This window comes from Rhizobium rhizoryzae, assembly GCF_011046895.1.
Lineage (GTDB): Bacteria > Pseudomonadota > Alphaproteobacteria > Rhizobiales > Rhizobiaceae > Neorhizobium > Neorhizobium rhizoryzae.
On record NZ_CP049249.1, the window covers coordinates 176,000 to 199,727 of the forward strand.

Consider the following 23,728-nt stretch of genomic DNA (forward strand, 5'->3'; position numbering starts at 1 on the left):
CCTGACACAATCCACCGATCCTCCTGTTCGCCTGCGGCCCTCTGGCCGTGGGGCAGGGTCGCTTAGCTTTCTGCTTACCTCTGGAGAGAGGGTTTCGAGATGAATATTTCCCGCTTTTTTATCGACCGGCCTGTTTTCGCGGCCGTCTTGTCGATCCTTATCGTGATCGCCGGATTGATCGGTCTGCGATCTTTGCCGATTTCGGAATACCCGAATGTCGTTCCGCCTTCGATTGTCGTGAGGGCCACGTATCCTGGCGCCAACCCGACGGTCATTGCCGAAACGGTTGCCACCCCGCTCGAAGAGCAGATCAACGGCGTTGAAGACATGCTCTACATGTCCAGCCAGGCGACATCTGACGGCGTTCTGAACGTCACCGTCACGTTCAAGCTGGGGACCGACCCTGACAAGGCCCAGCAGCTCGTGCAAAACCGGGTATCGCAGGCAGAGCCACGCCTGCCCGCCGAAGTGCGTGCCTTGGGACTGACCACGGTCAAGAGCTCACCGGATTTCATCATGGTGGTCAATCTGGTTTCGGATGTCGAGCGCTACGATATCACCTATCTTCGCAACTATGCGACACTGAACGTCAAGGACCGGCTGAACCGCATCCAGGGCGTCGGCCAGGTGCAGGTTTTCGGCGCTGGCGATTACTCGATGCGTGTCTGGATCGATCCCCAGAAGGCTGCCGAACATGGTCTGGCGGCAAGCGACGTCTCTAATGCCATCCGGAGCCAGAACGTACAGGCCGCCGCAGGCACGATTGGCGCATCGCCAAGCCAGCCGGGGGTCAACCTGCAGCTCAACGTCAACGCTCAGGGTCGTCTGCGTTCGCCGGAAGAGTTCGGAAACATCATCGTCAAAAGCGGTGCCAACGGAGAAATCACGCGTCTGCGAGACGTCGCGCGGATCGAACTCGGTGCCGCCGACTACTCGTTGCGCTCGCTGCTTGACGGTCGCCCGGCTGTTGCTGTCGCCGTGCTTCAGGCACCGGGCTCCAATGCCATCGAGATCGCCGATAACGTCAAGGCGACGATGGATCAGCTTCAGCTCGCAATGCCGCAGGGCGTCAAATACGAGATCGTCTACGATACAACCAAGTTCGTACGTGCCTCAATCGAAAAGGTCGTTGATACCCTGCTCGAGGCGATTGCCCTTGTTGTCCTCGTCGTCATCGTCTTCCTCCAGACATGGCGTGCCTCCATCATTCCGTTGATCGCCGTTCCCGTGTCGATCATCGGTACCTTCGCCGTGATGTATGCCTTCGGCTTTTCCATCAACGCGTTGACGCTGTTCGGCCTCGTTCTGGCGATCGGGATTGTCGTCGATGATGCCATCGTTGTAGTGGAAAACGTCGAACGAAACATCGAGAGCGGCCTCAGTCCGCGCGATGCAACCTATAAGGCCATGAAGGAGGTTTCCGGCCCGATTATCGCGATTGCACTTGTGCTTGTTGCCGTGTTCGTGCCTCTCGCCTTCATCAGCGGCCTGTCCGGTCAGTTCTACCGCCAGTTCGCACTGACGATCGCTATTTCGACCGTCATTTCGGCCATCAATTCCCTGACGTTGTCCCCTGCGCTTGCAGCTCTTCTGCTCAAGGACCACCACGCCAAAAAGGATTGGCTGACGAGGTTCATGGATGCGATCTTCGGATGGTTCTTCCGCGGCTTTAACCGTGCGTTCGGCGCTGCGTCCAATGGATATGGGCGAACGGTCGGCGGGCTTCTGTCGCGCAAAAGCCTGGTCATGATCCTTTATCTGGCACTCGTGGGCGCGACCTACAGCATGTTCAGCGCGGTGCCGAGTGGCTTCGTCCCGGCTCAGGACAAGCAATATCTCATTGGCTTCGCACAATTGCCCGATGGAGCAACCCTCGACCGCACTGAAACCGTGATCAAACGAATGAGCGATATTGCACTGGAACAGCCTGGCGTTGCCCATGCCATCGCTTTCCCCGGCCTGTCGATCAATGGTTTCACAATCGGCTCGAATGCGGGCATCGTCTTCGCTGTGCTGGATGACTTCGAGGAGCGCAAGTCGCCTGAGCTTTCAGGTGGTGCAATTGCCATGGCGCTGAACCAGAAGTTTGCCGGAATCCAGGATGCCTACATCGCCATGTTCCCGCCGCCGCCCGTCAATGGGCTGGGTACCACGGGCGGCTTCAAGCTCCAGATCGAAGATCGTGCCGGGCTTGGAAAGCAGGCTTTGAATGAAGCTGCCAAGGCAGTTCTCGCAAAAGCCTATCAGACACCGGAACTGGCCGGAATATTCTCGAGCTTCCAGATCAATGTACCTCAGCTCTACGCCGATCTTGATCGTGCAAAGGCCGAGCAACTGGGCGTATCCGTAACCGATGTATTCGAGACGCTGCAGATCTATCTGGGCTCGCTCTATGTGAACGACTTCAACGCGTTCGGGCGCACCTACAGCGTCAGAATTCAGGCAGATGCGAAATTTCGCGCCAAGCCGGAGGATATCGGCCAGCTCAAGGTTCGTTCTCAGTCGGGGCAGATGATACCGCTTTCGGCTCTTCTGAAGGTGGATGCCCAGACCGGTCCGGAACGCACGACCCGTTACAACGGCTTCCTGGCCGCAGACATCAATGGTGGTCCGGCACCCGGTTTTTCCTCCGGTCAGGCAGAGGCGGCGATCACCAAGATCCTGAATGAGACACTTCCCGCCGGTATCGAGTTCGAGTGGACAGATCTGACCTATCAGCAGATCCTGGCCGGAAATTCCAGTATCGTCGTGTTCCCGCTCGCGTTGCTGCTCGTCTTCCTCGTTCTGGCTGCGCAATATGAAAGCCTGACCCTGCCGCTCGCCATCATCATGATCGTGCCGATGGGTGTACTCGCTGCATTGACAGGCGTCTGGTTGACCGGTGGCGACAACAACATCTTCACACAGATCGGGCTGGTGGTGCTCGTCGGGCTTTCTGCGAAAAATGCGATCCTTATCGTAGAGTTCGCGAGAGAGCTTGAGTTCGATGGACGAACGCCCTTCCAGGCAGCGGTGGAAGCCAGCCGGTTGAGACTGCGTCCAATTCTCATGACCTCAATGGCCTTCATCATGGGCGTCGTTCCGCTCGTGCTTTCAACGGGTGCCGGTGCGGAAATGCGCGTTGCCATGGGCATCGCCGTCTTTTCAGGCATGATCGGCGTCACCTTCTTCGGGATCTTCATGACGCCTGTCTTCTACATGCTCGCCCGTTTGCTAACCGGCAGCCGCCCACTGCGGCAGCATGGTGAGGTGCCAGCTTCTCCGGGTTTCTCTCCAGCGGAGTAAGTTGGCATCCATGCCGCGCGGGCTCTTCCCAGGAGAGGCCCGCGCGGTAATCTATTTTTAGGCAGGCCGCCGCCTGTTCAGAGGTGGCCGCGATCCAGTGCCTCCAGCAGGGCGGCAATATAGCCATAGCAGAAGCTAAAGGCGACGCCGACGGGATCGCGTCCCGATATCGTTGGAACATGATCGGGCATGATCATGTACTTATAGCCGACTTCCTTGTAGACCTTGAGCGAGCGAACCATGTCCATGTCGCCCTCGTCCGGGAAGGTTTCCATAAAGGACAGCTTGCCGCCGCGTATGTTGCGGTAGTGGACGTTGAAGATCTTGTCGCGGCTGCCGAACCAGCGAATGATATCGTCGATTTCGTCATGCGGATTGTCCAGCATTTCCCCGATCGACCCTTGGCAGAAGTTGAGGCCGTGGTAGGGGTTCTCGCGCATGAGCACAAACTTCTTCAGACCTTCCACGGTGCCCAGAACGCGGGTTACCCCTTTGTAGCCGGGCGGCGTGTAAGGATCATGCGGATGGCAGGCCAGACGAACGCGATTGCTTTCGGCTACGGGCACGACGCGTTCCAGGAAGTAGTCTATCCGCTCCCAGTTCTCGTCTTCGGACAAGACGCCTGCAAGGCCCGGCGCAGCGTTCGGGTTCGCTTTTTCCCAGCGCCACGCCTCGTTCAGTGAGCCGCCGCGGCCTCGCTCCATCTCTGTGCGGGGAATGCCAATGAGGTTGAGATTGTATTTCGCTGCGGGAATGCCCGCTTTCGCAATGTTTTCGATCATGCGGCATACGGCATCTATCTGACGGTCGCGATCTGGTCCGGCCAGAAGAATATCCGGATAGGATGCCTTTTCGATCGGCTGCGAAGGCAGTGGCAGCTGGATCATATCCAGGATCAGGTCAAAGCTCTCGACCTTGTCTCTGTGCCGCTCGATATCGTTTAGCGTCCAGCTGGCCGGGTCTCCTGGCGGATCGGCGCAGATGTGTTTCAGTCCCAACTGCGCCCAGACGCGAAAATCATCGTCGTCCCGGGCCGTGACCTGTGTACCAACATACATTTCGAATTCATCCCTGCTGAAGATGCGTAACTGACGGCAGCGCCTTACGGAGCCGGAACTGGCGGCGCGCGCTACACTGGCGGCGCGCCGCCTGTCACTCTAAGTCTGCCGTTTAGATAAGTCATCCATGATATGATGCGGGATGCCACCAAATAGCGGGCAATTCAGAGCACGCTGACAGTCTGGTCGATCGCGCCGAAAAGCGGCTGGCCGCCGGGTAGTCTGGCCTCCATGCGGACATATTCTCCGTTACGCATGAACGGAGTCGAAGCTTGACCATGATCCAGGATCTCGATGCCCCGCCGCTCCGCTATGCACGAAGAGCCGACTTCGCGGTAAGTTGCGTTGGACACTGTGCCGGAGCCAATAACCGTCCCGGCGACGAGATCGCGAGAATATGCCGCATGTGCGACGAGACGATCGAAACCGGCGGACATTGCGTAACCGTTTGCCGCCCCGAACCTCTCTCCCCGAAAATCGACTGCCAGATCGATATCCAGCTGGTAGTCACGCCAGGATGCACCGAGTTCGTCTGGCGTCACGGCGACAGGCGCCATTGAGCAACGAGGTTTGCAACGCAACACACCGAAGCCCGTCTTCATCTCATGCGGACCGATCGCTCTCAGGCTCCAGTCATTGATCTGCACGAGCAGACGGATGTGGCGACCCGCCTGTTCAGGGCTCACACCCATCGGAACCTTGTCCACGATCACGCCGAATTCACCTTCGAAGTCGATTTGGTCGTCCTCTCTCGGGAAGACTGCTGTTTCGGTGGGAGCCAGAAAGCGGTCGGAAATCCCCTGATACATGAGAATGGTGTCTGGATTGCCCTGCTTTGCATCGAAGCCAAAGACCGACGCCAGCAGATCGCCATGGCTATCAAAGGCCGATCCATCCAGCCATTGCCAGGCGCGGGGCAGTGGCGCCAGCGCTGACGTCGGCTCAAATGAAAACGCAGTCTTGGCCTGCCCGCTGTTCAAGGCGCTGGATTGTGCTTCCAGATGAGGGATCAAGGCGTCCCAGTTTTCGAGCAATGACTGAAGAGTTGTGCACGCCTCGGCGGCCACGGCAAAGGCATTGTCACGGGAAATGAGATGAAGGCGGCCATCGGGGCTGCCATCAGGCAAAGTGGCGAAACGCATTGGATTTCCTTTTGAAGTTCGATCAATGGGATTCGTCGAGAATTGCGACGGGACGACACCAGCCGGCTGACGCGGCCTTCACGTTGACTGGAAAGCAGATGACATCGAAGCCGGTCGACGGAAGCGTCTCCAGATTGCCGAGTTTTTCGATATGGCAAAAGACGCACTCGGCTCCGGCCTTATGGCCCTCCCAGAAAAGGGAGTAGTCTCCCGTTTCGCGAATCCGCTCCATCTGGGAGGCTATCGGCGCATCCCAACTCCATCCGTCGGTGCCGCAGACCTTCATGCCGCGCCCGGTCAGCCATAGAGTTGCCTCCCTGCCCATTCCGCACCCGGCGGAGACATAATCATCTTGGCCATAGCGTTCGCCTGCGCGCGTGTTGACAAGGACGATATCACCGGGCCTCAGATCATGGTCGATGCGTGCCAGTTCCTGCTTCACCTCTGCAGCAGTCACAACATGGCCGTCGGGCAGATGGCGGAAATCCAGCTTCACGCCTCGGCCCATGCACCATTCCAGCGGTACCTCATCTATGGTGAGGGCCCGCCTGCCGTTATCCATGGTCGGGTGATAGTGCCACGGTGCATCCATATGCGTGCCGTTATGCGTTGTGATAATGCATTTTTCAGCCGCGGCACCCTTGCCTTCCAGCTGTGAGCTGACTGGGATGCCGAAAATCTGCTCAAACTCGCGCGCACCCTGATCGTGTGCCATGTATTCGATTTTTGGACCAAGTCCGGGCGGGTCCGATGCTATGCCGCTCATAAGCGGTACGGATAGGTCAATGATGCGTTTGGCCATGCGAATGTGTTTCCTTGATTGAAAAGGCTTGGAGATAGAGATGAATGCCCGCGATGCCTCCTCAGGGGCGGAACGGAATGACAACCTTGGTGAGGTCTACCGGTTCTGTGATGAGGCCCTGTTCCAGCGCAATCTTCTGCCAGAAGCCGAGGCTTTTGTTCGGGTCGAGGCGAAGATTTGTCAGGTTCGGCATGGGGATGTTTGCCAGCACGGGCAAAGGCAGCGACGTGTATTTCGCAATGGCAGCACGTGCTTCGCCAGGATGCGTTGCGATGAATGCCGCCGCTTCTTCAAGCGCGCGCTGCATGCCGGCAATCGCCTCCGGATGGGACGAGGCCCATTCACCTGTCGTTGTCAAAAGTGCAGCTGGCGAGCCTGGTTCGATGACGCTCATATAGCTGCCGAGGATGGTGCCTGCTCCGCTCTCAACGGCGCGGCTTGCGAACGGATCCACCGAGGTGACCGCATCGACCTGCTTCGACCTGAGTGCGTCACCCGTTTGAGGCAGAATGACTTCGACAATATTCATTTTGCCGCTATCGCCGCCGTTTTCGTCGACCCATTTCCGCATGACGACATCCAGAAGCCCTCCGATGCCCGGTACGCCTACTTTCTTGCCGCTCAGGTCTGCCGCTTTTCGGATTCCGCTGTCGGTGCCGACAATCAGGCTGGCAGCGGTGGAATCCGGGAAAATGTTTGTGGCAGCAAAAACGCGTAAATCCATACCGTTGTTGATGGCCTGCAGAATGACGGTTGGGGTCGGCAAGCCGACTTGCGCGGAGTTGGACAGGATCCCCGCCAGAAGAACCGAACCGTTCTGCGCCAGTTGCAGTTCAACCCGAACACCGTTCTTGTCAAAGAACCCCTGTTCTTTCGCCACGTATACGGCCACAAAGGGCGAAGCCGCAGTATACAGAAGCTTCACATCCGTCTTTGCCTCATCGGCGTGAACCGTTGTAGCGAATGCCAGTAGCATCGACGCGGCTATGCCCCTCAGAAACTTCATCATGGTCTCCCCCCTCTTGAAATTGTGAATTATCTGCGTTGCCAGCGTAAGAGATGATTTTGAAGGATGGACAATCCCGCGTTCGTCAGCAGGCCGATCAGACCGAGGAGGACGATGCCTGCAAATATGTTCGGGGAATTGAAGCGTCGCGCACCGTTGATGATGAGAGCACCAAGCCCGCCCTGTACGGTGATCATCTCTCCAACGACCGTAAGGATGAGCGCAACGGTCAGTGCCAGACGCAATCCGCTGAGAATATCCGGCATCGAGGCAGGCAGAGCGATCTTCCAGGCAAAACTGAGACGTGTCATTCCAAGCGAGCGGGCCACCTCGCGCCTGCGGATATGCACGACGGAAATGCCATGAGCCGTGGTCAATAGAGCCGGCCACAAGGCACCGAATGCCACGAGAATCAGGATCATCGTATCGGATAGGCCAAAGAGCAGGATTGCCAATGGCGCAATGGCAGAGGCGGGAAGAGGACGTATCGCCTCGAACATCGGCAGGATGAAGATCCGCGCTCGCTCCGAAAGGCCGATCACAACGCCAAGTGCGATGCCGGTCAAAGAGGCCAGAGCCCAGCCGAGCGCCATGCGGCGAAGCGTGAGAAGAGTATCCGCCCACAGAGATCCGTTCGAGAACCCCTTTTGCAGAGCGGCCCATGTTCTGTCCGGACCGGGAAAGAAGGCCTTGGGGAGAAGCTGCGCATCTGCAACCATCTGCCATGCCAAAATCAGGCCTGCGAAGACCAGACAGGAGCCGAGCGACCACGCAAACTTTTCGACCTTGGTCATTGTGCTTCGCTCCCTCGCTTTGGAAACAGAAACTTCTCGATCTGCAGAAAAAGCCAATTCACAAGCCAGCCCAGGAGGCACACCAGGAAAAGAGTTGCAAACATGTCCGCCGGTCGCAGTGACTGACCTGCCTTGATCAGCCGGTTGCCCAGACCGATCGGATTGGCAGCGATTTCCACGGTGATGGCGACGATCAGCGCCAAGCCGGCCGCCAGGCGAAGCGCAATGAAGACACGTGGAATGACTGAAGGAATGACGATCTTGTTGATGTAGCCATAAGTCGAGAGGTTCAATGCGCGGGCTACTTCCGAAAGTCTCGGCGCAATTTGTCCGACCGCGCTTTCCGTCAGTATCAGCATCGGAAAGAAGGTCGCGAAGGCCACAATCGCAATTTCCATCGTGTAGCCGAAGCCGAAGACCAGAATGGCGATCGGTGCGAGCGCGATTGCCGGAACCGGTCGAAGCACTTCGATTGTGAGACGTAGCAACCGCGAGGCCGGAGGCAGCAACCCGAGGCTGATGCCTGTTGCAAATCCGAGCATTCCCCCGACGAGCAGGCCCAAGGTCGCGGCAGCGACGGTGTCCCGCACGTCCAACCAGAGAGATGGGCTCACAATGGCAGCCACAAGAGCAGAGGCGATCTCGACCGGTGCGGCAAGACTGTCACTCCTGATGCCGTAGATCAGAGCCAGGCCCTGCCAGAGGACGATGAGACAAACAGGGACATAAAGGCCACGTAAGCTCCTCATTTCTCGTACCGCCAGACAAAGTCGAACAATTGTCGACGCAGGGTAACGAAGGCCTGGTTCTCCCTGGTTTCCAGTTGATCTCGCGGATGAGAGAGGCAGACAGGAAAATCTTCGGCAATGCGGCCGGGTCTTGGCTCAAGTGCGATAACCCGGTCACCGAGATAGATTGCCTCTTCAAGATCATGCGTTACGAAAAACGCGGTGATACCCCTATCGCTGACGATCCGCAGCAGTTCGTCCTGAAGACGCTGGCGGGTCATTGCATCGAGGGCCCCGAAGGGTTCATCCATCAGCAGAACGCTGGGGTTCTGTGCCAGACACCGGGCAATCTGTAGCCGCTGTTGCATGCCACCGGAAAGTTCCGACGGGTAATGATGCGCATGCCCATGCAGACCAACAGTCTCCAGAAGATCAGCAATTCGTTCGCGACGCTCTTCCTTGGGTGTGCCTATTGCTTCGAGCGCTAAGGCGACGTTGCCCGCTACATCTCGCCACGGCAGAAGTGCGTTGGCATAATCTTGAAAAACAATCGCAATTTCCGGGGACGGTTGCATATGCGGCCTGTCGCGGTAAAGCACGAGGCCCTCGCTTGGCCTCTGCAGCCCGGCCAGCACGCGCAGCAAAGTCGTCTTGCCGCTGCCCGACGGGCCGATGACACAGACAAACTCTCGCTCATGAAGGCTGAAATCGATATTTTTCAGTATCTCGATTGCACCGAAGCGCACCGTCGCCTGCTGCAACTGCAAGGCTACGCGTCGCTGCGCCTTGGATTCGGCCTCACCGGTCAGGCGAACTGCGTCCTGTTTCATTCCTTGCCTCCCAGCGTCCCGGACAACACTGGTAGGCGATTGCGACATATGTGTCGAATGACTTGAAATCATTCAATGCATGATTTCTGATCATGCTATAGGTGCGGGCTCTCCCTGCATCTCCTGGAGTACATCCTTCATGACGGTGCGCACCCATCTGAAGGCCAGGTCATCAGCCCGCTTGGGATGCCATTGTAATGTCTGCTGAATCGGCGGAATGTCGATGGGAGGTTTCATTCGCCGCAAGGGCAGGTTGGTGGGAAGCTGGGCTGCCAGACGGGCGTGGATCGTCGCCAGAAGCGGCGTACCTATGACGCAACTGGGCAGAAGGACGAAGCTCGGCACGAACATTGCGACCTTGAGATCAATCCCTGCGACTTTGAGATAACTTTCGAGATGGCTGTCAAATCGGTGCGAACCAAAGGCTGTTGCAACATGCCGGGAGGTCAGGAAGGTCTTCTCGTCCAGCGTCTCGCCGATGTCCGGGTTCGCGTCCCAGGCGATGCTGACGAAATGATCCTCGAACAGTGGGCTGCCGGGAAATGTCGGATCGATAAAGTCGTCCGGCAAGATTCGAAAGTCGATATCGCCCTTCAGGAACAGTTCCTCGCTGTGATTGTCGATGGAGATCGAGCGAATGGTGATACCGGGGGCCAGTAGACACAGTCGTTGGATGAGACGCGTGAGGAATACGACGGTGACGTAGTCAGAGCACAGGATCGAAAACTCTCGCACCTCCCTTGAAGGGTCGAAATCAGCACGCATCTGGCTGAAGCTTCGTGCCTCCTGGATCAGTCCCTGAACCTTCAGGTAAAGTGTTTCGCCGAAAGCCGTCGGTACAAATCGGCGGCCCACCTGAACGACGATAGGATCACCGAAGTGATCCCGAAGTCGGGCCAGTGCGCGGGACAAGGCAGGCTGTGTGAGATGCGTCTCGCGTGCTGCTGCCGAGACGGATCTCAGCCGCAGTATGGCTTCAAGCGCAACCACGAGGTTCAGATCAAGGCCTCCGAGACGCATGTGTTTCCCCTGTCGAACTCGCCTGGTTGTGGCCGTTTTCCAAACGCATGACAACCCGACATGGGACGTTTGAAGCCAGGCTTATGCTTCGAACCCGAGCGAGCGGGAGGCCTCGGAACTGGCATCCTTCAGAAGCGCAATATATTCCGGCTTTCGATCTTCCTGGAAACGGAAGAGAGGAAACGAGATCGACATGGCCGCGATTGGTTTTCCAAGATGATTGAAGATCGGAACGGCCATGCATCGCACGCCTGCTTCGCTTTCCTCTATCTCTTCGGCAAAGCCACGTTCACGTGTCTTCTTCAATTCTTCTGAGAAGCGACCGCGCTCGGTGATCGTATTCGGTGCGAGAGGCGTGAACTCCATCTTGGCAAGGCGGTCGCTGATCTCTTCGTCATTGCGCCATGCAAGAAGCGCTTTGCCAAGTGATGTGCTATGGAGCGGGTTGCGCAGACCAAGCGTCGATTTCATCGAAAGATTGAAGACGGAATCATATTTGTGAATGTAGACCACGCGCTGATCGCGATCATCCAGGATGCCCAGGTTGACTGCCTCGCCTGTGGCGCGTGACAACCTCCCCATGGCGGTATCGGCCACTTTCAGCATATCCGCATGCTCGTTCAAGGAGCGCGCGCCAAGGCTGAACAGCTTGAGTGTCAGGCCGTATTTCTCCGTTTCCGGATCCTGTTCGACATAGCCGAGCTCCACCATTGTCTGCAGCAGGCGATGGGCCGTGGTCTTGGACGTCATCGCTTTTTGCGCCAGATCGGCAAGGCTCGCTCGCTTGTCTTCGACGAGCGCCTCCATCACCGCAAAGACCTTCAGCACGGCGGCAACATTTTCGGTTTTGACTTGAAGATCGGACATGAGGCGCGTTTCACAAAATTTGGAATTGCATTCTGAAATTTAAAGCTCAGTCTGTCAACCGGCTGACGAGCAGGGTGTCTAGCAGAGCCTTCTTTCACAAGCCTAACCGAAAAAACAGGATTGAAAAGCGTTAAGGGATGTGATTTCTTATTTTCCGGAATGATGTTCCGAAAATTTTTTTATGCGAGGAATTGTTGCATGCACCCGCTGCTGAGGCAGAAACAGCATTTCATTCAGCGAGCGGAAGTATGCGCTCTCATCGAGCGTTTGACGCATAATCTCGTCAACATCGAAGACAGGACGGGCGAGTTCCTGCTGCGCCTTGAAGATGGCCGCGTGATCGACACGAAGGGTTGGGCAGGCTGGGAATGGACGCACGGCATCGGTCTCTACGGGCTGTTGAAGTACTGGCAGCTTACCGGCAGCAAGCAGGCGATGGATACCATCACCGGTTGGTTTGATGCGCGGCTGGCAGAAGGGACGCCAACCAAAAACATCAACACTGTAGCGCCATTCCTGACGCTCGCTCACCTGATGGAACTTTCGCCGAACCCTCACTGGAAGCCCTACCTGGAAACCTGGGCGGAGTGGGTGATGTACGAAATGCCGCGCACTCGTGAAGGCGGTTTGCAGCACATCGTCTACAACAACGTGAATGATCAGCAGATGTGGGACGACACGCTGATGATGAGCGTTCTGCCGCTCGCCAAGATCGGTCTCGTTCTCGACCGCCCGGAATTCGTAGAAGAGGCGAAGTATCAGTTTCTGATCCATACGCAGTATCTCATGGATACGCAGACAGGCCTGTGGTTCCACGGATGGACGTTTGACGGCAATCACAATTTTGCCCGTGCTCGCTGGGCGCGCGGCAATAGCTGGATCACGATCGCAATTCCGGAATTCATCGAGATGCTGGATCTGCCGGAAGGCGATTTCCTGCGCAGGCATCTGCTTTCGGTTCTCGATCGGCAGGCTGCAGCGCTCAAGGCACATCAGCACGCTTCGGGTCTCTGGCATACCCTGATCGACGATCCGGGCAGCTATCTGGAGGCTTCCGCGACGGCAGGTTTCGCCTATGGCCTGATGAAGGGCGTTCGCAAGCGCTACCTGAGTCGCGATTATCTCGAAACGGCGGAACGGGCGATGCGCGGCGTTGTGGAGAAAATCAATCCGGAAGGTGAGTTGACGCAGGTATCTTTTGGAACCGCCATGGGCAATGACCTCGATTTTTACCGCGAGATCAAGCTGACTTCGATGCCCTATGGACAGGCGATGGCCATGCTTTGCCTGACGGAACTTCTGAGAAGCCACATCTGACGTGAGAGAATACAGCGCATCCCCGGGAGAAGGGTGCGAACTGGTAAGCAAGGTGAACAAGCGGCAGAAGCCGCCGGATCGATAAATCCGAAATCTGGAGGAGGATGACATGATGGAATTAACACGTCGGCGGCTTTTGGGGGCTGTCGGGGCAGGCGTTGCGGCAAGTGCGCTTTCGGCCGTGCCTGCCAAGGCCGCAACCCGTATTCGCCACTACTGGTGGGGTAACCCGGAGCGTGACAAGCGCACGTTCGCTGTCATCGAAACCTTCCAGAAGGCGAATGCCGGTATCGAGGTGTCCGGCGAAACCATTGGTTGGGGCGACTACTGGACCAAGATGGCAACGCAGACCGCGGGCCGCAACATGGCGGACCTCGTTCAGATGGACTACCGCTATCTGTTCGAATATGTGCGCCGCGGCGCGCTGAAGCCGCTGGATGAATATGTCGGCAAGAGCCTGATGATCAAGGATTTCGATCAGGGGCCAATCGCCGGCGGCATGGTAGACGGCAAGCTCTATGCCCTGAATATCGGCTCCAACAGCCAGGTCATCGTGCACAATACGCGCGTCTTCAAGGAAGCTGGCGTGGATGTGGATCTGATCAATTGGACCTGGGATGATTTTGCCAAGGCTTGCGAACAGATCACTGCGAAGAGCGGCGGCAAGGTGAAAGGTTCAGACGACCTTTCGCTGATGATCGAGGCGTTTGAATCCTGGGTTCGTCAGAACGGCCGCGAGTTCTACGGGGCTGATGGCAAGGTTGCAGCCACTGTGGACGATGTTGCCAGCTACTGGCAGATGTGGGCGGACCTGCGCAAGAAGGATGTCGTGCGCTCCAAGGACAAGACTGTCATCCTGGACCCGCCGATCGCGGAATCCGGCGTGGCCGTTGGCGACACCGCCATGTCGCATTACTGGTCGAACCAGCTCGTCGGCATTCAGGCCGTTGCCAAGGACAAGATCGGTGCGGCCATGGTTCCGCACAAGAAGGGTGGCAAGCCCGGCCAGTTTATCAAGCCTTCCATGTTCATGTCGCTTTCTCGCGACACCAAGGATCCGGAAAGCGCGATCAAGTACATGAATGCCTGGGTCACGGATCCGGCCATCACCAAGATCCTCGGTCTCGAGCGCGGCATTCCAGCCTCCAAGGCGGTGCGTGATGCTCTGGCACCGGGCTTGAACGAAACCGAAAAGCTGTCGGTCGCCTATTTCGATGCGATCCAGAGCAAGGTCGGCGCGCTTCCACTCCCGGCGCCAAAGGGTGCGGGCGAAGTGCGTGATGCCTTCATGCGCATTGGCACCAGTGTCGTGCTTGATCGTGCCAAGGTGAAGGATGCGGCGGAACAGTTTATCGCCGATGCGTCCGATATCGTGGAACGCGCCCAGTAAAGGGTTTGACCTGCAAGAGCCCCGCAACAGGTGTCGCGGGGCTCAACCTCCCCACTGAAAGCAAGTTTCATGAGACGTTTCATTGCGCGAAACGCGCCTGCCTATGCCTTTTTGACGCCTTGGCTGCTCGGCTTCTTCCTGCTGGCGCTCGGCCCTATCCTGGCATCGCTTTATCTTTCGTTCACGCGCTATGATATGGTGAACGCGCCCAGATGGGTTGGTCTCGCCAACTATGAATACATGTTCACGCGTGACCGGCGCTTCTGGAAGGCGTTGAACGTAACCTTTACCTATGTGGCGCTCGCTGTTCCGGCCCGTCTCATCATGGCGCTTGGTGTCGCCATGCTGCTGGATAAGGGGTTGCGCACAATCGGGCTCTACCGCGCCATCTTCTATCTGCCGTCGCTTCTGGGTGCCTCGATCGCGATTGCCATTCTCTGGCGCCAGCTGTTTGCCGCCGACGGCGTGGTGAATGCTGTTCTTGGCTATTTCGGCATTCAGGGCGCTGCATGGATCACCAATCCCGATACGTCGCTCTATACGCTCGTGGTGTTGGCCATGTGGCAGTTCGGCTCGCCGATGCTGATCTTCCTCGCCGGTTTGCGCGGCATTCCGAAAGATTTGTATGAGGCCGCAGAGATCGATGGAACGCCCAAATGGCGGCAGTTCACCCGCATCACGCTGCCGCTTCTGGCACCTGTCATTTTCTTCAATCTCGTTCTGCAGACAATCGAGGCCTTCAAGACCTTTTCGAGCGCCTTCATTATTTCGAACGGTACGGGCGCTCCGGCAGACAGTCTGCTGTTCTATACGGTCTACCTGTTCAATGAAGCCTTCAAGTTCTTCCGCATGGGCTATGCCTCGGCGCTGGCCTGGGTTCTGTTGATCATCATCGCGATCTTCACGGCCATTTCCTTCCTGACCTCGAAATACTGGGTGCATTATGAAAACGAGCGCGACTGACATGACCCTCGCGCACGAGATGGAGGAAGCCGCGCACGTGGCGCATGAGTTGCGCGTGAAGCGCGATCAGCGCGCCCGCATGGGGCGTCTGCTCAAGCATCTCTTCCTGATCAGCGTCTCGATTGTGATGCTCTATCCGCTGCTCTGGCTGCTCGCCTCGTCGCTCAAGCCCGAGAATGATATCTTCGGCAGCCTTACGCTGTGGCCGACCGAATTCCAGTGGCACAACTATGTCGATGGCTGGCACGGCCTTCCGGTAAGCTTTACGACCTTCTACATCAACTCAACGATCGTGACGGTCCTGTCCGTCATCGGAAATCTGATTTCCTGCTCCTTTGCGGCCTACGCCTTTGCGCGCTTGCAGTTCACGGGACGCACGTTTCTGTTCGGCCTCATGATGATGACGCTGATGATCCCCTATCACGTCGTTCTCATTCCGCAGTATGTGCAGTTCCTCCGTCTGGGTTGGGTTGATACCTATCTGCCGCTCGTCGTGCCGCGGTTTCTGGCCTCGGATGCGTTCTTCATCTTCCTGATGGTGCAGTTTTTTCGCCAGTTGCCGCGGGAACTGGATGAGGCGGCGATGATCGATGGCTGCTCTCCCTTCAAGATCTACTGGGCGATCATTCTGCCGCTTTCCCTTCCGGCACTGGGCACGGCGGCCATCTTCTCGCTGATATGGACCTGGGAGGATTTCCTGGCTCCGCTCATCTATCTCAACGACATCAAGAGCTACACCGTGCCTTTGGCGCTGCGCCTCTTCCTCGATCAGGAAGGCCAGTCATCCTACGGGCAGATGTTTGCAATGTCTGTTCTCTCCCTGGTTCCGGTGGTGATTGCCTTCATCATGTTCCAGAAGCTGATTGTTCGTGGCATCGCCACCTCCGGAATGAAGTAAGGAATGGCTTGAAATGGCTGGATTGACACTTCGTAATGTCGGCAAGCGCTACGGTGCGTTGTCGATCATCCAGGGCCTGAACCTGGATATTCATGATGGCGAGTTTCTGGTGCTGGTTGGGCCATCCGGCTGCGGAAAGTCGACACTTCTTCGCATGATTGCCGGGCTGGAGGACATCAGCGAGGGCACGGTCGCGATCGGCAACAAGATCGTGAACGATCTGCCTGCGTCCAAGCGCGAGCTTTCGATGGTATTCCAGTCATACGCACTCTATCCGCACATGAGCGTGGCCAAGAACCTCGCTTTCGGCCTGCAGAACTTCAAGATGCCGAAGGCTGAGGTGGATCGGCGTGTTGCCGAAGCCGCACGTATTCTGCAGATCGAAAAGCTCATGGATCGCAAGCCGCGCCAGCTTTCCGGTGGTCAGAAGCAGCGCGTTGCAATCGGCCGCGCTATCGTGCGCGAACCGAAGTTGTTCCTGTTCGATGAGCCGCTGTCAAATCTCGATGCGGAGCTGCGCGTTCAAATGCGCGCCGAGCTTGCCTCTCTCTACACGCGTCTCGGCACAACGATGATCTATGTGACGCACGATCAGGTGGAAGCCATGACCATGGCCAGCCGTATCGTGGTGCTGCGCGGCGGCAAGATAGAGCAGGTAGGCACGCCGCAGGAGCTTTACGAAAAGCCGCAGAACCTTTTCGTCGCGGGCTTCATTGGCTCCCCGAAGATTAACATGCTGAAGGCCAAGGTTTCCGATAATCAGGCTGTCGTGGATGGCCTTCCCGCCTTTGCGCTGCCAGCCCTTGGCACGACCGATCAGGAACTGACGCTGTGTGTGCGCCCGGGAAGTGTCCGCATCGGATCAGGCAAAGTCACCGCCGAGGGAACTGTGAAGCTGGTGGAATATCTCGGCAACGAAACGCTCATGCACGTAACGCTCTCTTCGGGTCAGGTATTGCTGGTCAGCGACAATGGCAAGGTCGGCTATCGTACCGGAGACCCTGTCACGATTGGCTTTGACCCATTCGACCTGCATTACTTCGATGCGGCGGGGCAACGCGTCGAACCCACAGAGAATGAAGGCAGAATCCAGTGAAAATCGCTATCGTAGGATGCGGATCTCGGCACAAGATGTTCCGGGATTCCGTGATCGAGGACTACTCCGATAAACATGAAATCGTGGCTTTGTGCGATAGCAATCCGCATCGGCTGAGCGAAGCAGCCCAAGCCGCATCGGTTCCCGGCACCAACGGTGTGGCAACCTATCTGGCTGATGATTTCAACCGTCTGATTGCCGAGCAGAGGCCGGACACGGTCGTGGTCGCAACGCCTGATTTCCTGCATTCGGATTACATCGTTCGGGCCTTCGAAGCTGGTTGCGATGTCATCTGCGAGAAGCCGCTCACCATCGATCTCTCACGCCTGAAGATGATCATCGATGCGCAGAAACGCACCGGTCGTCAGGTCAAGGTCACCTTCAATTATCGTTACTCTCCAGCCCGTACGCAGATCCGCGAGTTGATCGCTTCCGGCGCGATTGGCACCGTGACGGCCGTAGACTTCCGCTGGCATCTGGATCGCGTCCATGGTGCGGATTATTTCAGACGCTGGCACCGCCAGAAGGAGAACTCAGGCGGGCTTCTGGTTCACAAGTCCACGCACCATTTCGATCTGTTGAACTGGTGGCTGGGCACTGTTCCGACCCAAGTGTTCGCTTCAGGAAAGCGCGTCTTTTATCGTCCGGAGACAGCTATCGAATTTGGTCTTGAGGATCGCGGTCGTCGCTGTGCCGACTGTCCTGTCGCGCACAAGTGCGATTTTGAGCTGAATATGGCGGAAGACCCAGCACTCAAAAGCCTCTATTTGGATGCGGAAGCTGCCGATGGCTACTACCGCGACCTCTGTGTGTTCGACAAGGAAATCGGTATCGAGGATACGATGCAGGCGCATATCCGCTACGCATCCGGTGTTACGGCGAATTACACGCTGACCGCCTATTCGCCGTGGGAAGGTCTGGAGATCAAGTTCCAAGGCACCAAGGGCGACATCACTCATCGCCACGTCGAAGTACATGGAGTCTTCGGGGGTGAGCGCGCGCATGCTGACGAGGATGCGATCACCACGGAGCTTCATCTGGCGGGTGAGCAGCCCCGGATGCTGGAGGTGCCAAAGGCCAAGGGGCATCACGGCGGAGCTGATCCGGTGATGCTCGGCTATATCTTCGATCCTGAAGGCATGGAGCCGGACCGTTTCAATCGTGCATCCGATCATGTTGCAGGTGCCTGGTCCATCCTGACCGGCATAGCGGCAAATGCGTCGATCGAAACGGGTTCGGTCGTCGAAATCCAAGCCATGCTGCGCGCACGCGGCATTCAACTGGAGCGATAGCGATGAGGCCGCCCCTGAAATTTGCCGTCATCGGCATTGATCACAACCACATCTACGGCATGATCAATGGTCTCATAGGCGAGGGGGCGGAATTCACCGGTTGGGCCACCAGCGCTGAAACCCCGCTTTCTCAATGCCAGAGATTTGGCGAATCCTATCCTGATGTGCCGATGGTAGAGCCGGATGCCTTGCTTGACGATGCTTCCGTGCAACTGATCGTATCGGCCGCGATTAACGACCAGCGGGCAGGCATTGCCATTGCCGCCATGCAGGCGGGCAAGGACGCTTTCGTAGACAAGCCCGGCTGTACGACGCTTTCCGAACTTGAGGCAATCCGCGAGTGCGTCAACGCCACGGGCCGAAAGTGGGTTGTATGCTTCTCGGAGCGTTTGCAGGTTGAAAGCGTCACGTTGGCCGATCAACTGATCAGGGAAGGGCGCATTGGCAAAGTGGTGCAAACGGTCGGATTGGGACCGCACCGCCATAATCCATCACTCCGCGCTAACTGGTTCTGGCAAAGGTTGCGCTATGGTGGAATTCTGACCGACATCTGTGCCCATCAGTTCGATCAGTTCCTGCACTTCACCGGATCGACGCAAGCTAGCGTCGTCACTGCGCATATTGGGAATGTGGCTAATCCCGACCGCCCGGACTTTCAGGATTTCGGCGAAGTCTTGCTGGAAGGCAATGGCGGTAGAGGTTACGCGCGCGTTGACTGGCTTACCCCGGATGGCCTGCCGACGTGGGGAGATGGCCGGATGACCATCCTCGGTACGCATGGCACGATCGAGCTTCGTAAATACATTGATATCGCGGGACGACCCGGCAAGGATCATGTGTTTCTGGCGGATCAGAAGGGTGTCGAGCATTTCGAAGCGACCGGCGCGGGACTGCCATTCTTCGGCAAATTCTATACCGATATCATCGAGCGAACCGAGGTTGCGATGACGCAGGCGCATGCGTTTCTTGCGACGCAACTCGCGCTTCAGGCGCAGGCAAAGGCAGAAAGTCAGCAGTAGAATGAGCAGTCGATTTCGCGTGGCAGTCATCGGAGCCGGTATCGGCAAGGCCCATGTGGTCGGATATCTGCAACTGCCAGAGGCGTTCGAGGTCGCTTGCGTTTGCGATCTCAACCTTGCCCGCGCCGAGGACGCAGCCAGCCTTGCGCCCAGGGCGCAGGCCGTCACCAGTTTTGATGCGGTGCTTGCTGATCCGTCGATCGATATTGTCGACATTTGCCTGCCCCCAGGGTTGCATGTGTCCATGTCGATCAAGGCGCTTGAGGCGGGCAAGCATGTGGTCTGCGAAAAGCCCTTGGCCGGATCGCTTGCAGACATGCGAAAGCTCATGTTAGCAGCCGGAAATAGCACCGGTCGGCTGTTCCCGGTGTTCCAATACCGCTATGGCCGGAGCTATCTCGCAACGCATCGGCTGAAACAGGCAGGACTGCTGGGGCGTCCCTATGTGATTTCACTGGAAACCCATTGGCAGCGCGGCGCGGACTATTACGCAGAGCGCTGGCGAGGAACATGGGCGGGAGAGCTGGGCGGCGTCATCGTCAGCCACGCGTGCCATCTGCATAATCTCGCAACGCATCTGGCGGGCAATGTGTGCGAAGTCGCCGCTTTCCTGGATACGCGGGTCAACCCCATCGAAACAGAGGATTGCGCCGCCATTTCCATGCGCACCACCGAAGGCGCGATGGTCACCTCGTCGATTACGCTCGGATCTGCCGGGAACATTTCGCGCTTCAGGGCCTGCTTCGAACAGGTGACGATCACGTCAAGCGATGAGCCTTACAACGTCTGCTCGGCGCCATGGACATTTATAGCGCGTGACCCATCGCTTCAGGCTGAGGTGGATGCCATCGTGGCAGGCACGGAAGAGGTGCCACCGCGCTTCCCTGGCTTCTTCGCCGATATCCATCGTGCACTAACGGGACAGCCGGATACATACCTCCCGACCATCGCCGAAGGCTATCATTCAGCGGAGTTGATGACGGCCATCTACACTTCAGCGCGCGGAAAAACCATCGTCCAGCTCCCGCTGGCGGAAGATCATGACGATCGCGATTTCCAGCAATTGTTGACCTGAAAGGCGTGGTCAAACGGCCACGCTTGCCGAAAGTTTCTTTGCTGCCGTTTCCGAACCTGAAAAAATATCGGATTGGCACTCAGAATCCCTTGGACAAAACCGATTGCGCACCATATCACGCCGCAGCGATTTTCCTTATATTTGGGGTTTCTGATGAACCTTCAGTTCGTGTCCGCGCACTGGCCTCTCGGCGGCGGTGAGACCGGTGAACTCATTCGGCAGTTCGACTGGTCGCAGACTTCGTTGGGCCCCATTTCCGAATGGCCGCAACATTTGCGGATCAAGGTCAATTCCATCGTCAATTCTCCCATCCCGCAGGTTCTGATGTGGGGTGCGGATCATGTGATGATCTACAACGATGCCTATGTCGAAATTGCCGGAAGTTATCACCCAAGCGCTCTGGGTGCGCGGGTGCAGGATATCTGGCCGGAGATCTGGGATTGGAACCGCAAGATCCTGGAAGCCGGTTTCCGTGGCGAGGTGCAGTCTTTCCGCGATCAGGTCATGACGCTGTACCGCCATGGTGAAGCAGAAGATGTGATCTTCGATCTCTTCTACACGCCGATTTATTGCGAAGACGGCCGTGTGGACGGCGTCCTTTGCACGGTTCTTGAAAACACCGAGAAAGTCATCGCAGTTCGCGCTTTGGCAGAGAGCCGTGAGGAGTTGCGCCGGCTGACCGATGCAATGCCGATCCTCGTCGGCTTTCTCGATCGCAACCACGTCTATCGCTTTGCAAATCAGGGCTACATCGAGTGGTTCGGGCTGAACGCAGACGAGGTGGTAGGCAAACACGCCTCAGAGGTGATTGGGCAAGCTTATTACGAGGCCAGAAAGCCGCTTCTGGACCGTGCCTTGGCGGGTGAGGTTGTGATCACGGACACTGTGATCCGGCGTCCAGACGGCGAAAGCCGCACCGCAGAGGTTCGCTACATTCCGCGCTCGACGTCTGAGGGCGTGGTCGACGGTCTCTACATCCTGATTATCGACATCGAAAGCCGCAAGCAGAGCGAAATTGCACTTCGTCGCAGCAATGACAGGTTCAAGGCCGCGGTGAGCGCCGTTCATGGTGTTCTCTGGACCAACACGGCTGACGGACGAATGGTGGGTGCGCAGCCTGGCTGGTCGGCGTTGACGGGTCAGACCTTTGAAGAATACCAGGGATATGGTTGGTCCAATGCCGTTCATCCGGATGACCGGGCGGGATCGATCGCCAGCTGGCGGGAGGCTGTCGCTGAAAAGACGACGTACATCTGGGAGCATCGGGTGCGCCGTCACGATGGGGTCTATCGGACCTTCATCATCCGGGCCGTGCCCATTCTGGACGCGCAAGGCGAGATCGAGGAATGGGTTGGTGTCCATACCGACATTACCGAGCAGCGCCAGGCGGAACTCAGCCTTCAGGAGCATGCAAGCAGTCTGGAGAGGCAGATCCGCCACCGACAGCGTGCCGAAGAGCAGCTGCGGCAGCTCAACGAAAGCCTTGAGGCGCGTATTGAAACAGAGATGGCTGAACGTCGTCAGGCGGAGCGGGCGCTGCAGCAGGCGCAGAAGATGGAAGCCATTGGCCAGTTGACCGGCGGCGTCGCGCACGACTTCAACAACCTGCTGCAAGTCGTCCAAGGCAACCTCCAGCTTTTGCTGAAGGATGTTGCCGGTAACGGTCGGGCTGAACGGCGTGTCAGCAATGCGCTGGCAGGTGTCAGCCGCGGTGCAAAGCTTGCCAGCCAGCTACTGGCCTTCGGGCGGCGTCAGGCACTCGAACCGAGGGTCATCAACATCAGCCGTTTCATTGCCGGCATGGATGATCTGCTTAGACGCTCGTTGGGTGAAGCAATCGAGATCGAAGTCATAACATCTGGCGGTCTATGGAATACCTATGCTGATCCGGCGCAGGTGGAGAACGCGCTTCTGAATTTGGCCATCAATGCGCGCGACGCCATGGATGGCTCGGGCAAGCTGACAATCGAAGTTGGCAATGCAAGCCTCGACCAGGACTATGCGCGCACCCATGCGGAAGTCTCGCCCGGTCAGTATGTCATGTTGGCCGTCACAGATACCGGATCGGGCATGCCTGCCGAAATCCTCGAAAAGGTCTTCGAGCCATTTTTCTCCACCAAGCCTGAAGGCAAGGGAACAGGTCTCGGGCTGTCCATGGTCTACGGCTTCGTCAAGCAGTCCGGTGGACATATCAAGATCTACAGCGAGATAGGTCAGGGGACGACCGTCAAGATCTACCTTCCACGCTCCATCGCTGACGAAGATCGCGAGGTCACGATCCAGACCGGTCCCATCGTTGGCGGTACGGAGACGGTCCTTGTCGTTGAGGACGACGAAGAGGTTCGCAACACTGTCGTCGAAACTCTTGCAGATCTCGGCTACAGAGTTCTCACGGCAAAGGACGCGCAGGCGGGTCTGAATGTCGTCGAGAGCGGCCTGCCCATCGACGTCATCTTCACGGACGTCGTCATGCCCGGTCCCATGAAAAGCCGCGAGATGGCGCGACGTGCGAAGGAACGCCTACCGAACCTCGCCGTTCTCTTCACGTCCGGATACACGGAGAACTCTATCGTTCATGGCGGAATTCTGGATGCAGGCGTCGAGCTTTTGTCGAAGCCTTATTCGCGGGAGGCGCTTGCGCGACGCATTCGTCATGTGATTGCCAACCAGAAGCAGGCTGAGGTTGCCGAAACTGTTCTGCGTGATCGCACAGCGGTCGTGCCACAAGCCTTGGCAAGCGAAACAGTTGTTCTGCTGGTGGAAGACGATATGCTGATCCGGTCGAGCACAGCGGAAATGCTTGCTGATTTCGGCTATCAGGTCATCGAGGCAGCCAATGGAGCGGAAGCTCTGGCGGCTCTTTCTTCCGAACCGATCGACGTGCTTGTGACCGATGTTGGCCTCCCCGACATTGATGGCGGAAGCCTTGCGAAACGTGCGGTGGAACATAATCCGGCACTGCATGTCGTTTTCGCAACGGGCGAAACACATGCGCCTCCTGGCGCGCCGGAGCGATCCACTCTTTTGCGCAAGCCTTACCATCAGGAACAGGTCAAGATTGCGCTGGAGAAAGTACTGACGTCTCAAGCTATGTGAGAACCGGCAGCCTTTCGTCATCTGAGGGAACTGTGCCATAACAGGCGTAG

At 57.4% G+C, this 23,728-nt stretch carries 19 protein-coding genes; 10 read left to right on the forward strand and 9 right to left on the reverse strand.

Translation table 11 applies throughout. From position 1 onward, the window contains the following. Positions 1-99: 99 nt before the first annotated feature. A complete protein-coding gene (locus G6N80_RS01690) occupies positions 100-3,285 on the forward strand; it encodes an efflux RND transporter permease subunit (protein WP_165130828.1) in 3,186 nt (1,061 codons plus the stop codon). Between the two features lie 77 nt (positions 3,286-3,362). Here the strand turns inward: G6N80_RS01690 and G6N80_RS01695 are convergent, their stop codons facing one another. The 9 genes from G6N80_RS01695 to kdgR form a co-directional block, all read right to left on the reverse strand. Next, entirely contained in the window at positions 3,363-4,343 is a 981-nt protein-coding gene (locus G6N80_RS01695; RefSeq protein ID WP_165130830.1) for a mannonate dehydratase, read from the reverse strand. A gap of 164 nt (positions 4,344-4,507) precedes the next feature. After that, a complete protein-coding gene (locus tag G6N80_RS01700) occupies positions 4,508-5,485 on the reverse strand; it encodes a fumarylacetoacetate hydrolase family protein (protein ID WP_062556814.1) in 978 nt (325 codons plus the stop codon). Positions 5,486-5,507: 22 nt separating this feature from the next. Then, the gene (locus G6N80_RS01705) at positions 5,508-6,287 is read right to left on the reverse strand and encodes a cyclase family protein (RefSeq protein ID WP_165130832.1); all 780 of its coding nucleotides are present in this window, start codon (positions 6,285-6,287) and stop codon (positions 5,508-5,510) included. A 61-nt stretch (positions 6,288-6,348) separates the two neighbouring features. Continuing rightward, the gene (locus G6N80_RS01710) at positions 6,349-7,296 is read right to left on the reverse strand and encodes an ABC transporter substrate-binding protein (RefSeq protein ID WP_165130834.1); all 948 of its coding nucleotides are present in this window, start codon (positions 7,294-7,296) and stop codon (positions 6,349-6,351) included. Between the two features lie 26 nt (positions 7,297-7,322). Then, positions 7,323-8,087, reverse strand: a complete 765-nt coding sequence (locus tag G6N80_RS01715) for an ABC transporter permease (RefSeq protein WP_062556811.1) — start codon at positions 8,085-8,087, stop codon at positions 7,323-7,325. Continuing rightward, entirely contained in the window at positions 8,084-8,836 is a 753-nt protein-coding gene (locus G6N80_RS01720) for an ABC transporter permease (protein ID WP_062556810.1), read from the reverse strand. Before G6N80_RS01720 ends, G6N80_RS01715 begins: the two co-directional genes overlap by 4 nt. After that, positions 8,833-9,645, reverse strand: a complete 813-nt coding sequence (locus tag G6N80_RS01725; protein ID WP_165130836.1) for an ABC transporter ATP-binding protein — start codon at positions 9,643-9,645, stop codon at positions 8,833-8,835. The genes G6N80_RS01720 and G6N80_RS01725 overlap by 4 nt, the downstream gene beginning before the upstream one ends. Positions 9,646-9,735: 90 nt before the next feature. Beyond that, a complete protein-coding gene (locus tag G6N80_RS01730) occupies positions 9,736-10,665 on the reverse strand; it encodes a LysR family transcriptional regulator (protein ID WP_165130838.1) in 930 nt (309 codons plus the stop codon). An 81-nt stretch (positions 10,666-10,746) separates the two neighbouring features. After that, the gene (gene kdgR, locus G6N80_RS01735) at positions 10,747-11,532 is read right to left on the reverse strand and encodes a DNA-binding transcriptional regulator KdgR (RefSeq protein ID WP_062556807.1); all 786 of its coding nucleotides are present in this window, start codon (positions 11,530-11,532) and stop codon (positions 10,747-10,749) included. 198 nt (positions 11,533-11,730) lie between these two features. On the opposite strand from kdgR, the gene bglB reads away from it, so the two are divergent. The 9 genes from bglB (at position 11,731) to G6N80_RS01780 (ending at position 23,678) form a co-directional block, all read left to right on the forward strand. After that, complete coding sequence (gene bglB, locus G6N80_RS01740; RefSeq protein WP_165130840.1) at positions 11,731-12,849, forward strand: beta-galactosidase BglB; 1,119 nt, start codon at positions 11,731-11,733, stop codon at positions 12,847-12,849. 109 nt (positions 12,850-12,958) lie between these two features. Continuing rightward, positions 12,959-14,239, forward strand: coding sequence for an ABC transporter substrate-binding protein (locus G6N80_RS01745; RefSeq protein WP_062556805.1), 1,281 nt, complete (start codon positions 12,959-12,961; stop codon positions 14,237-14,239). 69 nt (positions 14,240-14,308) lie between these two features. After that, positions 14,309-15,202 carry a carbohydrate ABC transporter permease gene (locus G6N80_RS01750; RefSeq protein WP_062556804.1) on the forward strand — a complete coding sequence of 298 codons (894 nt, stop codon included), beginning with the start codon at positions 14,309-14,311 and terminating at the stop codon, positions 15,200-15,202. A 1-nt stretch (position 15,203) separates the two neighbouring features. Beyond that, a complete protein-coding gene (locus G6N80_RS01755) occupies positions 15,204-16,100 on the forward strand; it encodes a carbohydrate ABC transporter permease (protein ID WP_425503865.1) in 897 nt (298 codons plus the stop codon). A 13-nt stretch (positions 16,101-16,113) separates the two neighbouring features. Continuing rightward, on the forward strand, positions 16,114-17,196 hold the full coding sequence (locus G6N80_RS01760) for an ABC transporter ATP-binding protein (protein WP_165130844.1): 1,083 nt from the start codon (positions 16,114-16,116) through the stop codon (positions 17,194-17,196). 35 nt (positions 17,197-17,231) lie between these two features. Further along, positions 17,232-18,488: a Gfo/Idh/MocA family protein gene (locus G6N80_RS01765; RefSeq protein ID WP_210300852.1), complete on the forward strand. Its 1,257-nt coding sequence runs from the start codon at positions 17,232-17,234 to the stop codon at positions 18,486-18,488. A 2-nt stretch (positions 18,489-18,490) separates the two neighbouring features. Beyond that, positions 18,491-19,507 (forward strand): Gfo/Idh/MocA family protein, encoded by a 1,017-nt coding sequence (locus G6N80_RS01770; protein WP_165130848.1) that lies wholly within the window; start codon positions 18,491-18,493, stop codon positions 19,505-19,507. 1 nt (position 19,508) lies between these two features. Next, positions 19,509-20,582, forward strand: a complete 1,074-nt coding sequence (locus tag G6N80_RS01775) for a Gfo/Idh/MocA family protein (RefSeq protein WP_165130850.1) — start codon at positions 19,509-19,511, stop codon at positions 20,580-20,582. Positions 20,583-20,735: 153 nt separating this feature from the next. Beyond that, on the forward strand, positions 20,736-23,678 hold the full coding sequence (locus G6N80_RS01780) for a PAS domain-containing protein (RefSeq protein ID WP_376748604.1): 2,943 nt from the start codon (positions 20,736-20,738) through the stop codon (positions 23,676-23,678). Positions 23,679-23,728 lie beyond the last annotated feature (50 nt).